Raw genomic sequence first — 13,061 nt, 5'->3', positions numbered from 1 at the left:
GACCGAACCCGATGAAGACCCGCGTGCGCGCCATCCTGATCACCCCAGACAACACCACGCTCATGATGAAGCGCATCCGCCCCGGGCGCGCCCCCTACTGGGTAGTCGTCGGCGGTGGCGTCGAAGACACCGACGCCAACCATGAGGCCGCTCTCCGGCGCGAGATCCGCGAGGAGATCGCCGGTGAAGCGGACATCGTGCGCCTGTTCCACGAGCTGAAGAACCCCGCCGGCGAGACCGAGCACTTCTACATCGCCCGCATCACGACATGGAACTTCGCCAACCGCAGCGGCCCCGAGTTCCAGCGGGACGACCGAGGGGAATACCTCCTCGAGGAGATCCCGCTCACCCCCGAGGCCATCGCCGAAGTGAACCTTCTGCCCGAAGAGATCTCCACCGTCCTGTGTGACGCTCTCGACCATGGTGACCTGCTCGCCCCGGTATAGCTACCACGTGCTTGGTAGGACCCGACTGGCCGCTGCGGCCGTTCCTCCAGGGGAAGTTGATGAAGATCTGGGAAAGCGGCGCCCCGGCCGGGTGAGGGCCGTCAGGATGGTCACGGGACTCCGAAGCGGAGTCCGAGTTGGCGGGGAGGAATGTGTGGAACCGTTCGTGCCGAAGTTTCGGGGGCGGCCATGGGTGAGCGGGATGCGAGCCCTTCACGTGTACGTGCTGCCTCGGCCTGGAACGGATGACGAACTGCTCGGCCTTGCTGAGACGTGCCGGCCGATCCTGGGCGGCTATCCGATCGACCTGCAGTGCGGCACTGACCCGAGCGACGCCGGTCTCCTGCACCTCACGTGCGAGATGCTCGCAGATGTGCCGTCGGCCGAGTACGACGAGGCGGCCCTGACGGAGGTCGTGGATGCCTTGAGTGCGGAGCTGTCGGACGTGCCCGCGTTCACGACGGAGGCAGGTCCCCCGATCGGCAATGTGGCGGGCGCCGTCCTGGACGTCTGGCCAGAGGCGGACACTGTCGCCCTCATCGAGCGGACCCGGTCAGCGATCCGGAAAGCCCGGGGAGACGAGGCACTTCAGCATTCCGGCGGGCGCCCGCACATCTCACTCGGCTACAGCTACGGCGCGGCTTCGTCCGACCCGCTCAACAGCGAGTTGCGCAACAAGGTGCGCCCGCGCCGCGCCCCCTTGCTCGTCGATCGCGTACACCTCCTCGATGTGGAGTGGGCCTTCGATGACGCACTCGGCGGGTGGCGCATGAGGTGGGAGCCCGTGGCAGAGATCCTTCTGGGCCACTGAGGAGCTTCGCGCGCACCCGGGGCAGGGCCCGCTTGTAGCGGGCCCTGCCCCGGGTGCGGGACTCGCCGAGGACCAGCGCCGGCGGCGCCGACAGCGGCTTCAGGACTCCTTGTGACTGGTCGACCCGCGCGAATGCCTGTCGCGACCAGCGAGGAACCAGTTGTACCGGTACGGATCAGCTCCGCGGGCCATCTCAGGAAGCGGGACGTACAGCTCACCGGGGACGCTGTACGCCCCCTGCACCGTCGGACTCACCCCTAGAGTCCGAGCGAGGGCGAGACGCACTTGCGCGGGATCGAGCTGCTCTTGCCTTCGTTGGATGCTGCCGCACCCCTCGCAGTGAAGCGTGACCACCGGGCCGTCAACGGTGAGACGCCGCATGCGCGGAGCGGCACAATCTACACCGCAGCTCGGGGGAACGAGATCGCTGTGGGACGCCATGATGATCGCGTCGGACTCGACATGCAATGGCCCGTCGTCAACGTCAGGAACGGCCGAAAGACGGTTCCGGTGGCCGGCCTTGTACTTACTCAGGTAGCGGACGAGTCGCTTGGCGGCGCGGTCCAACGGCGAAGGGCCCGGAGGTACGGGATCCCACTCGTCAGACCAGGGGATGGGCCCGCCGTAGCGGTCCGAAACCGGCCCGAAGATCAGGCGAAGCGGCGGCTCCTCGCTCGGGCGGCAGGCGTCATATCCCTGCCCCGCAGTGCTCAGCGCTTGCCGAATCTCCTCCGTGACACGATTCTCGCCGGCCGACGGGTCGTCGAGCGCCTGGACCAGCTCCTCGACCGGGACATCCCGAGGAGTGCGCTCACCCGAGAATGTGCGGGCAAAGATCAGCAAGGCCAGAGTGCGCAGCTCCGCCGAGTCGCCGCTGTACCGGTCGCTCAGCAGGTGAGCGGCCTCCTCGACGGCACTACGCCATCCAGAGGGAGCGGTGGAGCTGAGTAGCAGGCTCAGTTCCACATCGAGGGCGTACGGGTTTAGGCGGGCGTCGGATGCGCGATCGGCGGCTGGCATAAGTTCATCGTGCCTGCCTACAGCCTGTCGTGTACACGAAATTGGCAGGCCCGAGAAGGGGGTGAGTTTGTCGACGGGAGAGGGGTAACGTGCTGGTGACCGGAGGGGTGGGACGTGGGGAGTTCACGGTGATTGTGGGATGGGCCCTGCTCGGGGTCGTCGGTGTCCTGTTTATGTGGGGCTTTGTGCGCGGGGCCGTAAGCGCGGAACGGGAGCATATCCGACACGATCTGTTTGCGATGGGCGACATGCAGTATCTGGCCGACGGCTTTGCCCGCATGACCACCACTGCCTATTCCTTCGCCACGCCTCTCCTCAAAGAGCGGCGGTCCTTCGTCGGCTGGCTGTGGTGGCGCGCCCGGACAGGCCCGGACGGGAAGATCGAGCGCGACATGGGATGGGCTTTGACTTATCGGCGGGCGCGGAAAGCCGCCGGGGCGCCTCTCAACTGGCGATTGACCAGCGGATGCGAGGTCGTTGTTGTCCCCAGCGACGCACAGCTGACGGGTGTTGAGGAATCGAACGGTCCGGCCTCACCGGAGCGTTGAACTGCCGGAGGAAGCGGGGGTGCACGCCTCATGGAGATGCAGTGTTTGAAGGTGCGTTGAAGCGCACCGCGCCCCTGTTGGTAAGTCGTAACAGGAGCATGCGATGACACTGAAGGACGCTCAGCGGTCCGGATCGTCGTTCCACAGGAAGACGTGGGTGCGGAAGGACAGGCCGTAGCCCCGGTCATTGGGCTGTTTCTCCCGCGGCCTTGAAGCAGGACCAGACGATTTTCCCGATCGGTTTGCGGTCTTGGACTCCCCAGCCGTCCGCGAGTGCGTTCACCAGGGCGAGTCCGCGTCCAGAGGTGTCGGTGGCGGCGGCCTGGCGGGCCTGGGGGTGCTGGCGGCGGCTGTCGTGTACTTCGAGGCGTACGACGTCGTCGTCGACGTCGAGCTTGACCAGGAAGCCGCGGTCGGAGGTAGTGCCGTGGACCAGCGCGTTGGTGACGAGTTCGGAGACACAGAGCCGGATGTCGTCGGCGCGGCCGAGCAGGCCCCACTCGGTCAGGGTCTCGGAGGCGAAGGATCGGGCCTGGCCGACCGCCTCGGGCCGGGCCTCGAAGGATCGCTGGGTGGTCTGGGGCATCACGGTCCTCATGACTCGGTGTCCAGGGTGCGGGTGGTACTGGGGTGGCGGCTGCGGACGGGGCCGCTGCGGGAGACGGAGCGGTGGGCGATGTGGGGTTGGCGGACCAGCAGCAGCCGCGAGCCGGCCGACTCAATCCGCCGCTTGCGTTCAGCGGCTATGGCCTTCGGCCCCAGGTGCGACATGGCCGGGGCGATCACGCCGTAGATGTTCGGCAGCGCGAGCACGTCCAGCAGCCCGGTGAACGCTGCTGTTGCCGGTCCCGTGGATGTGTCACGGTCGGTGAAAACCCCGGACAGCTGCAGTTCGTGGCTGCGGCAGTACTCGGCGAGCGAGGTGACGAGCGCGCCCTGCCGTGCTCGGGAGACTCGCACCAGCCGCAGAAAGCCGTATACGGCTGGGCCGCTGACCGGGAGATGCTCCGTGAGGGGTTCCATGCTCAGGACCGTCCAAAAGGCTCGACAGGGGTGACGTCTTGAGCGTGGCGTTCGGCCAAGTCGCAGCCAATCGCCGGCCGTTCTACTTCCGTTCCACTTCCGTCCCGTCGGCTGCACTCATCGTGCTTCGATGGCGTGTGGAAGGGAGTGAGGCGTGGCGACCGTGCACCATTGGACTGGCCTGGAGGCCAAGGCTCTGCGTCTCGCTCTGCGACTAAGCGTGAGGGCCTTCGCCCAGCATCTCGGCCTGGCGGTCGCGACCGTCTCGAAGTGGGAGTCCAAACTCACCGACACCGCGCCCAGACCCGATACTCAGGCCATCCTTGATACTGCGTTGGGCCGCGCGGGCGCCGCCGTCCACCTGCGCTTTGAAACGCTCCTGTCCGAGATGGCCAGCCCGGCGCAGAACGCCGGTCAGCGCCGCGTCACCGCCTCCGGCCCCAGAGCCTGGGAGTACGAGTCCTGGGTCGACGACCTCGACCGCGTTGTTGTTGCCTTGTCTCGGCAGAATTTTGCCTTCGCCGACAGCCTTTTGAATCGGTGGCTCAGCCGGTTCGAGCCCTCCGAGCTGGACGATAAGGGCCTGTATCTCTTCGCCCGCTCGACCGCCCTGCTCGGCGACCTCAAGCGCGACCAGGGCGTGGTCCTCGGCCCGCTGTCCGCCCAGCACTCCTATGCCGGCGCCCGAGCTGTGTTCACCCAGCTCGACATTCCCCGTCGCGTAGCCCAGCTCGACCTCTCCCTCGCGGTCGTCACCGAGATGTCCGGCAAGCTGGAGGTCGCCGCCCGCAACTACGAGACCCTTGCTGTCGACGACCGGCTCTCCCGCCGCGACCGGGCAAGAGCACGGCTGTGGGTGGGAACCGCGCTGAGCAAGCGCGGCCAGCACGACTATGCGACCAGGGTCATGCAGGTTGCCACCCGCGACTTCGAAGATCTGACCGAGCCGGACGACTGGTCAGTGGCCCACCAAAAGCTCGCCCTCGCCCGCCGTGGCGCCGGCGACCTTACCCAGGCCCTGCAGTTCATCGACATCGCCCGCAGCAGCGGGTCGACCGAATCGCCGATGCAACGCGTGCGACTGGACACCGCTCATGGCCACATCCTGCTCTCCGACAGGGCGACCCGGGATGATGGACACCTCGTCCTCGACCAGGCCGCCAAAGTGGCCGCGCAGTACGGACTTGTGCACCAGCTGCGCAGTATCGAGGGCATCAAGCGCATGAGTGAGGGGCCGATCGGCCCCCGGCAACGGTAACCAGGGAGAAACGCGTGAGCAACGACCAGCAGGCCATCACCGAGGACCAGTGGCACCAGGCCCAGCTGATCTGGGACTACCACCAAATGCAGCACGAGTTGCGGCCCGTCAACGTGGCGATCGGACTGGGCAGCCACGACCTTGGCGTCGCGACCCATGCCGCCGAGCTGTACAGCTCCGGGCTCTTCCCGACCCTGGTATTCACCGGCGGCAATAGCCCCACCACCAAGGCCCGCTTCCCGCGCGGGGAGGCCGTCCACTTCCGCGAGCACGCCATCGACCTTGGCGTCCCCGCTGAGGCGATCCTGCTGGAGCCGAACGCGACGAACACCGGGCAGAACATCACGCTCTCACGCGAGGTCCTCGCCGCCGCAGGCATCCACCCCAAGACGGTGCTGCTGGTTTCCAAGCCCTACATGGAAAGGCGGTCGTACGCGACCGCCCGCAAGCTCTGGCCCGACGTCGAGATCCTCTGTGCGTCGGAGCCGCTGGAGTTCGACGACTACTTGAAGTCCATCGGCGACGAGACGCTCGTCCTGGACATGCTCGTCGGCGATCTCCAGCGGGTCATCGAGTATCCGAAGCTCGAGTTCGCCATCGAGCAACAGGTCCCGGAGGACGTGCATGCCGCGTACGAATCGCTCATCCGCGCCGGGTTCACCAGCCGGCTCATCGCCTCTTGACCTGCCCGAGCCGGGCGGACTTTGTGCCGTTCACCAGCCGAACTTCCTGCCACGGCTGACGACGCTGGCCAAAATCTTCGCGGCGGACTACTGGATCGTCCTCGACGACGTGCAGTTCGCCCGCCGCGACTACCAGCATCGAGCCCGGCTCGCCGACCTTGACGACCCGGCCCGTCGGCAGTGGCTCACCATCCCTACCCACCTCCCCGGCGGACGGTCCACCCTCATCCGGGACGCCGTGATCGACGACCCCGCCCTCGCTCGCCGCCGGACCGTCGGGATGCTGCGGCAGCACTATGGCACTAGCCCCTACTGGCCCGCCCTCGCGAGGGCCCTGGACCCCGTGCTCGACGCCTTCTCCATCGGACGAACCGCGGCCGTCGCTGAGATGTCCACCCGCGTCCTGCTAGATCTGCTCGACTGGCGGGGCCAGATCCTCACCAGCAGCCAACTGCCCGCACGGCCGGGCCGGTCAGTCCGGCTCGCCGACCTGGCCGTCGCGACCGGCGCCCGCACCTATCTGTGCGGGACCGGCGGCATGGCCTATCTCGACCCTGAACCGTTCACCGCCCAGAACATCGCCGTCACTCCGTTCCGGCCGCCGACCACCGGCATCTGGTCCTCCGGTCGCCGCCTCAGTGCCTTGTGGGCCCTGGCCGCACTCGGCCCCCAAGCCCTGGCTCGCCGCCTCCAGGCCCTCCCCGCCGGCACCATGCCCATGCCGCTGATGCAGCTCGACGCATAAGGAGACGCGCGACTGAACCTCTCCCATCGCGTACGGACTCATGTAATCAGCAGTCCGTTCGTACGGACGGCGGGCTTGCCAGCGAATGCCTGAGTCGGCCGCTACGCATGCTGGAGCGCAGTGAGGCGCAAGGGCAAGGTTCTGGGTTCCCGAAGTGTGTGCCCTACTGAGCCATGGAACGAATGGTGTCGATGTCGCCGTCGTACGTCACCACGTCTTCGCCTTCAGCGGGCGGTTCGAACCGAGCGAAGAAATCACCCAGCGCTCCGACTGGAAAGGTTCACCGACTTGGTTGGCACGTCTAGCGTGCTCCCATGAACGATCACGGTGTTGCTCACGTGCTCACGGTTTCACGTCGGTGGATACGCAGCCCCGGCAGTGGGTTCAGGTCCTGGACCGATTGAGTGCGGAGCCGTTCTATGCCGCTTACAAGCAGCGGTTGCGGGAGTTCCTACGTGCCGAGCCCGGCGGGCTGCTCCTTGAGGTCGGAGCAGGTACTGGGGACGCCGCCGTGGCCCTGCGTTCGCGCTGTGGGGCCGAGGTCGTGGCGGTCGACACCTCCCTGACGATGATTGCGCAGGCGCGGGATCGAGGACTGCATGCCTCGTGAACGGCGGTCCCGGCGTGATGGTCACGCGGGCGGATCAGCGCCTACGCGCCCGTGTCGGACTCCACTCGAGGTAGTTGGTGCCCGCGCAGGCCGGGCAGCGGGTTGCACAGTTCGCATGCATCCAGGCGCCGCTCCCCGACCACCCAGGCCAGTTCCTCCGGCTTGTAGTAGTCCAGCGGGCGTGGCTGCCGGCGGCAACCACCACGGTGCAGGATGTCCAGCCCGTCATCGGTGCCGGCCGGCTCGATCGTGAACCGCGACTCGCGGTAGGCGACCTCCTGCATGCGGGCGAGCTCCGCGATCGTCTTCGCCAGTTTGGCGATCTCCTTCTCCTCCTGCTGGAGCTGGTAGATCAGCCATGCATGGACGGCCCTGTGCTTGGCCAGCCGCTCTTCCGGACCCTGCTCCGTCATGTGCTCACCGCCGATCCCGGCCCCCGCACCCGCCATGGCGCCGGACTGAGCTCATGATCGGACACCGCCCGAGGAGTCCAGCCGCTGCCGGGCCAGCTCCCGCACCGCCACACGGCCCCCGGCAGGGGGTGTGCGGCCCTCCCAGTACGGATGAGCGTCCATGCGGGCGGCCAGCACGACCAGTCGGCGCCGGAGCGCGGCGTACGGCCCGCCCTTGCGGGCGAGCGCCTGGTACGCGCGCATCCACTCCACCTGGGCGTCTACGAGATCGTCGGGAATCGTACGGCTGCGCATACGTCTAGTAGATCAGGTGTTCGAATTTCGGGGCAAGGTGAGAGCAACGGCTAACGTCCTGTCAGTGAGCAGTATGTCCTGTGCCACCGAACCTTGATCGCGTGCCATCGAACTTTGACGGACGCGAGTTCGTGTCATCGAAGTTTGATCACGCCTGGTCAGAGGCTCGGCGGAGTGGACCACGCGCCGAGGTCGGATCCGCCGGAGTTCCGAGTCGCGTGCTAGGCCCGAAGCCCGCGCGGGACCCGCATCCCCGTGACCTGGGGATATGTCGATCAAGGTTCGATGGCACGCGCTCAGACTTCGCTGTCACAGGACAGCAGTGTTGTCCCGTGCCATCGAACCTTGGTCGTGTGCCATCGAACTTTTTGAGTGCGCAGGTCAGGGAGGGGTGCGGGGTGCTCGACGTCCGATCGTGTACGCCGCCAACATGAGTTCAAGGTTTCCTGGATTCAGGATCCCCTGTACTTTCGTTCTGTGCTGACTGTTGCCTCCGACATCGAGGTGCTGGCTCGCTTCGGCCGCGCGCTCGCCGACCCGATCCGCTGCCGCACCCTGCTCGCCTTGCGCGACGCCCCGGCCTATCCGGCCGACCTCGCCGACGCTCTCGGCGTCTCGCGGACCCGGCTGTCGAACCACCTGGCGTGCCTACGCGACTGCGGCCTGGTCGTCACCGTCCCCGACGGCCGGCGCACCCGCTACGAACTCGCCGACGAACGCCTTGGCCACGCGCTGGACGACCTGCGCACCGCCGTGGTCGCTGTCGAGACCGACCGCACCTGCGTGGACGTCGACGAGAAGGGTTGCTGCTGATGACCGTGGACATCTCCATATCCCTCGGCCCCGGTCCGGCCCGCCGCGAGGCACTCGCCCGCCGGATACGGCTGCTGGTCGCCGCGACCATCGCCTACAACGTCATCGAGGCGAGCGTCGCCCTCACCGCCGGGACGATCGCCTCCTCCACGGCCCTGATCGGCTTCGGCCTCGACTCGGTTATCGAGGTCTCCTCTGCCGCGGCGGTCGCCTGGCAGTTCTCCGCCCGCGAGCACGCCGTGCGCGAGGCCCGAGAGAAGACAGCCCTGCGGATCATCGCCGTCTCCTTCTTCGCCCTCGCCGCCTACGTCACCGTCGACGCGGTCCGCGCGCTGGCCGGCACCGGCGAGGCGGACCGGTCCATCCCGGGCATCGTCATCGCCGCCCTCTCCCTAGCCGTGATGCCGTTCCTGTCCGCCGCCCAGCGCCAGGCCGGGCGCGAACTCGGCTCCGCCAGCGCGGTCGCCGACTCCAAACAGACGCTGCTGTGCACCTACCTCTCCGCCGTCCTCCTGGTCGGCCTGGTCCTTAACGCCACGCTCGGCTGGTCCTGGGCCGACCCGATCGCCGCCCTCGCGATCGCCGCCATCGCGGTGAAGGAGGGCCGCGACGCCTGGCAGGGCAAGGGCTGCTGCGCACCCGAAGCTGCGGCGACGCCGTCTGCCAGCGCCGGGGCGGACGCCTGAGGGTGCCGCCCCGGCTGCGACTGCTGCAACTGACCGCAGGATCACTCAAGGTTCGTTGGCACGCGCTCAAGGTTCGCTGTCACAGGACACAGGTGTCTTTACCGGCAGTGCGCAATGGGCGGGCCGGGCTGCCACCACGAGCGAATGGGTGCGGCTCCGCGGCCCTTGGCGAGGGATCCGTCAGGGTGGCGGTCGGGGAGGCCCAGGAGCTGTTGTTCGATCGGGGTGAGCGTGGGGTCATTCCGGAGGTCGGTGGCGGGGTCGTCGACGGGGTGGAGCCAGCGGTATCCGTATTGGAGCATGAGGGCGATGCGGGGGCGGCCGGAGAAGTTGATGCCTCCGGTGTGCCAGGTCCGGTTCTCGAAGAGGACTGCGTCGGTGCCGGCGATGTCGGGAGTGACGGCGCCGGGCGGGTCGATGGCACCGGCGGGGACGACGGCTTCTTCGGTGAGGTGGTGGCTGCGGGGGAGGAACATGGTCAGCCCGCAGTCGGGGGTAACGGGGGTGAGGTAGTGGGCTGCCTTGATTGCCATCCGGGGGGTGTTTGGGAAGCCGAGGTCGGCGGTGACGCCGAACATGTCGCGGTGCCAGCCGTGACGCCCGGGGATGCGGATGGTGCGGGGAGGGCCGCTGGGCAGGGCGATGAGGTGGGCGGACAGCAGGTGGATGTTCGGGCTGAGGAGCTGGACGACGGTTGGTAGGACGGCGGGGTTGGCGAGGAGCGGGAGGAAGGCGCGATCGAGGTTGAGGCATCCGCGGAAGCCGTCCTTGCCGTCGCCTCCTCGGTCGCGGCCTTGGATGATGTCGCTCGCGAGGAGTTTCTCGGCGGCGGCCAGGAGCTGGTCGCGCAGGGCGGGGGTGAGGGCGTTGCGGATGATCGCGTAGCCGTCGCGGTCGAAGGTGTCGATGATCCCGGCATCGGGTGTGTCGGGCGGAGGTGTGCTCATGCCGGTGACTCCCTCAGGACGTCGGTGAGGATGGAGGCGAGGTGCCACAGGCTGTCGTCGTCGAGGCTGCAGAACCGGCGAAGGTGGCCTTGGGAGACGGGGCGGCCCGGGTCGCGGTAGCCGAGGACGGTGAGCCGTCGGCCGGGGTGGCGGCGGCCGAGCAGGGCGTGGATGTCGGCGGGGTGCCCGCTGGAGGCCAGGACGATCGGCGCCCGGGTGCCGAAGTGGCGCGCGAACGCATCCCGGGTGAGGGCGAGGGGCCGGGTGTCGACCTCGGCCAGGACGGTGAGGTCGTGGACGTGGACGTACCGCAGGCGAAGGTCAGGGCGCTCGGCACGGAGCCGCTGAGCCAAGGTGGTGAGGGCCTGGGCGGGCAGGTCGCCGGCGGAGGCGAGGATCAGGTCAGGCTCGTCGGGGCCGGGATCGTGGGTGAGGTGCGGCCAGATCGCGATGCCGTGCCGTAGTTCCTCGTCGAGGGTCTCCAGCGGGTGGTGGGTGCTCGTGTGCTTGTCGGCGACGACGAGCGTGCATCGGTCGAGCTTGCGTAGGGCGAAGGTGAGGGCGGCGGCGGTGCGCGCGGGGTCGGCGGGGGTGAGGACGTGGAGCGTAGGGTCGCCGCCGGCCAGCAGGGCGGAGGTGAGGCTGGGGTTTTGGTGGGTGAGGGTGTTGTGCCAGCCCAGGCTGGTCAGGAGGTAGACCAGGCTCGGCTGCGGCGCGAGACGGGCGCGGCGGCGCACTGCCCGGTGCTTGAGCTGCTGCTGGATCAGGCTGAGGGCGATCGGCGCGAACGCCTCGTAGGTGGCGACGAGAGCGCGGCGGCCGGTCTCTGTGTAGCCCTGGGCCCAGGCGTGGCACACCTCCTCGCTGAGGACCTCGACCGCCCACGGCAGAAGGCGGCCCTGAGCGTCAGTCAGATCGAGGCGGTTGGAGGCCAGTTCGTCGGGGCTGAACACGCGGAACGGTCCCTGTTCGGCGCATGCCCGCAGTACCTCGGGGACCACCTCGGCGAACGGTCTTCCGGCTGAGTGGCCAGCGGCCTGGGCGGAGGCGGCGACGCAGCCGCGCGGCGCACGGAGAGCGTCGGGCTCGGGCTGGGGAGGCGGGAGCGCGGGCAGCAGGTGCGGTCGGGGACGGCCGCTGGAGGTCAGGAGCTGGTCCGGCTGGTAGGAGGACAGCCAGTCGACGAGAGCGTCGAACTCGGCGGGCACACCGGCCGGATCGCGCAGCGGCGTCTTGTGGACCGCCGGGGTGCCGACGAGGCGGGCGGGGGCGCCGTGGCCTTTGTCCAGGGTGAGCACCAGGACGCTGGAGGGCCCCGGGATGCCCAGGGGGCGGGCGGCGTCGATCGCTTCGGTCATCGCCTGGCGGAGCTGACCGAAGTCGAGCCCATCGCTGTAGACCGGCCGGTGGCCGAGGCCGTTGAAGTAGGCAGTGAGTTCGGTGCGGCTCAGGGTGGACAGCAGGCTCGGCCCGCCCATGCGCAGCCCGTTGAGGAGGACGACAGGCAGGACGGTGCCGTGGTCGCCTGTTCCGTGTAGTGCGCGGGTGGCGAGCCAGGAGGCGGCGGTCGTCCCGGTCTCGCACTCCCCGTCGCCGATCAGGACCACGGTCAGCCGGTGGGGTGCGTCGAGGACAGTGCCCTGCCCGATCGCGAGGGCGGGCCCGAGCTGGCCTCCGGTGTGCAAGTGCCCAGGGATCATTGGAGTGATCTCCCCGCCGATGTCGGCCCGGGGAAAGCCCGCTACGAGGTCTCGCAGCCCGGCCTCACCCTGGGACAGGTCAGGGTAGGTGCGGCTGAGTCGACCGGTGAGGTAGGCGTGGGCGAGGGCGGAGGGCCCGGCGTGCCCGGCGCCGTGCAGGACGTGCAGTTCGTAGCCGTCGGGGACGGCTGTCTGGAGCGGGCCCAGGGCGGCGAGCATCCGGTTGACGGGCGGGCACACCCCCCAGTGGCCGGCCGGTCGGGGCTTGACGTCGGCCGGGGTCAGGGGGCGGGTCAGGAGCGGGTTGTCGCGCAGGTAGAGCTGGGCGAGGCAGAGGTAGTCGAGCGTGTCGGAGACGGCCGCCACCGATGCGTCGGGCACCACGCGGTTCGTTCGGCGGGCGAGGTCAGCCCACATGCGGTCCTCCTTCCGGGGTGATAGCGGCTTCGACAGCGCGGGTGTGGACGGTGCCCTCCCGTTCCAAGCGGGCTGCGGCGCCCGCGGGGCAGTCGACAATGGTCATGTGCCGGCCTTGCGGGCAGATCCCGCCGTCGATGACCCCGGCGATTCCAGCTCCCGTGGTCCGCTCGAAGCCTGCGACTTGGGCGGCGCTGAGCGCCGGGTGGTCCTTCTCGCCGGCCGCTGGGGTGGAGACGCTGCACACAGCGGCGGCCAGCGGTTGGCCGGCCAGGGCGACGAGTCGGCCCAGGATCCCGTCGGGGCATCCGACGAGCGCCGGGGAGCCGACCGCCGCAACGGTCTCGGCGCCTGTCTTCCACGGAAGGCGCAGCGCGAGGTCCCCCGGCCACAAGCCGTCGGCCAGTCGGCGGGCGTCGCCGCTCAGGTCGAACAGGGCCTGGACCGTGGCGAGGGAGTCGAGCACCAGCATCAGCGGTTTGGCGGGCGGGCGCTGCTTGGCGCGGAAGACCGCGTTCGTGGCAGCGGGGTCGGCGGCACGGGCACACAGCATGTACCAGCGGGCGGTGGGGACGGCGACCATTTTCCCCAGAGCCAGGAGCCGTGCTGCGTCAGGGAGTTGGTTGGGGGTGAGGACGTCCACGGTG

Annotated in this window: 17 protein-coding genes; 9 read left to right on the top strand and 8 right to left on the bottom strand. The window is 68.8% G+C overall.

Going from position 1 to position 13,061, the window contains the following annotated elements; all coding sequences use genetic code 11:
* The first annotated feature begins 11 nt into the window (after positions 1–11).
* On the top strand, positions 12–446 hold the full coding sequence (locus ACZ4E1_RS29465) for an NUDIX hydrolase (RefSeq protein WP_467545073.1): 435 nt from the start codon (positions 12–14) through the stop codon (positions 444–446).
* A 154-nt stretch (positions 447–600) separates the two neighbouring features.
* Positions 601–1,257, top strand: coding sequence for a hypothetical protein (locus ACZ4E1_RS29460; RefSeq protein ID WP_467545070.1), 657 nt, complete (start codon positions 601–603; stop codon positions 1,255–1,257).
* Between the two features lie 99 nt (positions 1,258–1,356).
* Here ACZ4E1_RS29460 and ACZ4E1_RS29455 read toward each other — a convergent pair whose 3' ends face one another.
* Positions 1,357–2,277, bottom strand: a complete 921-nt coding sequence (locus tag ACZ4E1_RS29455) for a hypothetical protein (RefSeq protein WP_467545068.1) — start codon at positions 2,275–2,277, stop codon at positions 1,357–1,359.
* A gap of 89 nt (positions 2,278–2,366) precedes the next feature.
* Here ACZ4E1_RS29455 and ACZ4E1_RS29450 point away from each other — a divergent pair, with 89 nt between their 5' ends.
* Entirely contained in the window at positions 2,367–2,825 is a 459-nt protein-coding gene (locus ACZ4E1_RS29450; protein ID WP_467545066.1) for a hypothetical protein, read from the top strand.
* Between the two features lie 184 nt (positions 2,826–3,009).
* On the opposite strand, the gene ACZ4E1_RS29445 is transcribed toward ACZ4E1_RS29450, so the two are convergent.
* Together ACZ4E1_RS29445 and ACZ4E1_RS29440 are read right to left on the bottom strand one after the other, a co-directional pair.
* Complete coding sequence (locus tag ACZ4E1_RS29445; protein ID WP_467545063.1) at positions 3,010–3,411, bottom strand: ATP-binding protein; 402 nt, start codon at positions 3,409–3,411, stop codon at positions 3,010–3,012.
* 8 nt (positions 3,412–3,419) lie between these two features.
* A complete protein-coding gene (locus ACZ4E1_RS29440) occupies positions 3,420–3,848 on the bottom strand; it encodes a hypothetical protein (RefSeq protein WP_467545060.1) in 429 nt (142 codons plus the stop codon).
* A 154-nt stretch (positions 3,849–4,002) separates the two neighbouring features.
* Here ACZ4E1_RS29440 and ACZ4E1_RS29435 point away from each other — a divergent pair, with 154 nt between their 5' ends.
* From ACZ4E1_RS29435 to ACZ4E1_RS29420, 4 genes are all read left to right on the top strand, one after another.
* A complete protein-coding gene (locus ACZ4E1_RS29435) occupies positions 4,003–5,106 on the top strand; it encodes a helix-turn-helix domain-containing protein (protein ID WP_467545056.1) in 1,104 nt (367 codons plus the stop codon).
* A 14-nt stretch (positions 5,107–5,120) separates the two neighbouring features.
* The gene (locus ACZ4E1_RS29430; RefSeq protein ID WP_467545054.1) at positions 5,121–5,789 is read left to right on the top strand and encodes a YdcF family protein; all 669 of its coding nucleotides are present in this window, start codon (positions 5,121–5,123) and stop codon (positions 5,787–5,789) included.
* A complete protein-coding gene (locus ACZ4E1_RS29425; RefSeq protein WP_467545051.1) occupies positions 5,731–6,534 on the top strand; it encodes a WbqC family protein in 804 nt (267 codons plus the stop codon). Before ACZ4E1_RS29430 ends, ACZ4E1_RS29425 begins: the two co-directional genes overlap by 59 nt.
* A 154-nt stretch (positions 6,535–6,688) precedes the next feature.
* A complete protein-coding gene (locus ACZ4E1_RS29420) occupies positions 6,689–7,144 on the top strand; it encodes a methyltransferase domain-containing protein (RefSeq protein ID WP_467545048.1) in 456 nt (151 codons plus the stop codon).
* 41 nt (positions 7,145–7,185) lie between these two features.
* Here ACZ4E1_RS29420 and ACZ4E1_RS29415 read toward each other — a convergent pair whose 3' ends face one another.
* Complete coding sequence (locus ACZ4E1_RS29415) at positions 7,186–7,557, bottom strand: hypothetical protein (RefSeq protein WP_467545044.1); 372 nt, start codon at positions 7,555–7,557, stop codon at positions 7,186–7,188.
* A 51-nt stretch (positions 7,558–7,608) separates the two neighbouring features.
* Positions 7,609–7,851: a hypothetical protein gene (locus tag ACZ4E1_RS29410; protein ID WP_467545041.1), complete on the bottom strand. Its 243-nt coding sequence runs from the start codon at positions 7,849–7,851 to the stop codon at positions 7,609–7,611.
* Positions 7,852–8,328: 477 nt separating this feature from the next.
* On the opposite strand from ACZ4E1_RS29410, the gene ACZ4E1_RS29405 reads away from it, so the two are divergent.
* Positions 8,329–8,664 carry an ArsR/SmtB family transcription factor gene (locus ACZ4E1_RS29405; RefSeq protein WP_467545037.1) on the top strand — a complete coding sequence of 112 codons (336 nt, stop codon included), beginning with the start codon at positions 8,329–8,331 and terminating at the stop codon, positions 8,662–8,664.
* On the top strand, positions 8,664–9,350 hold the full coding sequence (locus tag ACZ4E1_RS29400) for a cation efflux transmembrane domain-containing protein (protein ID WP_467545034.1): 687 nt from the start codon (positions 8,664–8,666) through the stop codon (positions 9,348–9,350). The genes ACZ4E1_RS29405 and ACZ4E1_RS29400 overlap by 1 nt, the downstream gene beginning before the upstream one ends.
* 98 nt (positions 9,351–9,448) lie before the next feature.
* Here ACZ4E1_RS29400 and ACZ4E1_RS29395 read toward each other — a convergent pair whose 3' ends face one another.
* From ACZ4E1_RS29395 to ACZ4E1_RS29385, 3 genes are read right to left on the bottom strand one after another with little or no spacing between them, the layout of a single operon-like run.
* A complete protein-coding gene (locus ACZ4E1_RS29395; RefSeq protein ID WP_467545031.1) occupies positions 9,449–10,297 on the bottom strand; it encodes a phytanoyl-CoA dioxygenase family protein in 849 nt (282 codons plus the stop codon).
* Entirely contained in the window at positions 10,294–12,414 is a 2,121-nt protein-coding gene (locus ACZ4E1_RS29390) for a phosphoketolase family protein (RefSeq protein WP_467545028.1), read from the bottom strand. Before ACZ4E1_RS29390 ends, ACZ4E1_RS29395 begins: the two co-directional genes overlap by 4 nt.
* Positions 12,404–13,057: an L-threonylcarbamoyladenylate synthase gene (locus ACZ4E1_RS29385; RefSeq protein ID WP_467545025.1), complete on the bottom strand. Its 654-nt coding sequence runs from the start codon at positions 13,055–13,057 to the stop codon at positions 12,404–12,406. The genes ACZ4E1_RS29390 and ACZ4E1_RS29385 overlap by 11 nt, the downstream gene beginning before the upstream one ends.
* Between the last annotated feature and the right edge of the window lie 4 nt (positions 13,058–13,061).

The organism is Streptomyces sp. NPDC025806, assembly GCF_055558275.1.
The sequence above is the reverse complement of the archived record's forward strand: the minus strand, read 5'-3'. Positions and strand labels throughout refer to the sequence as shown.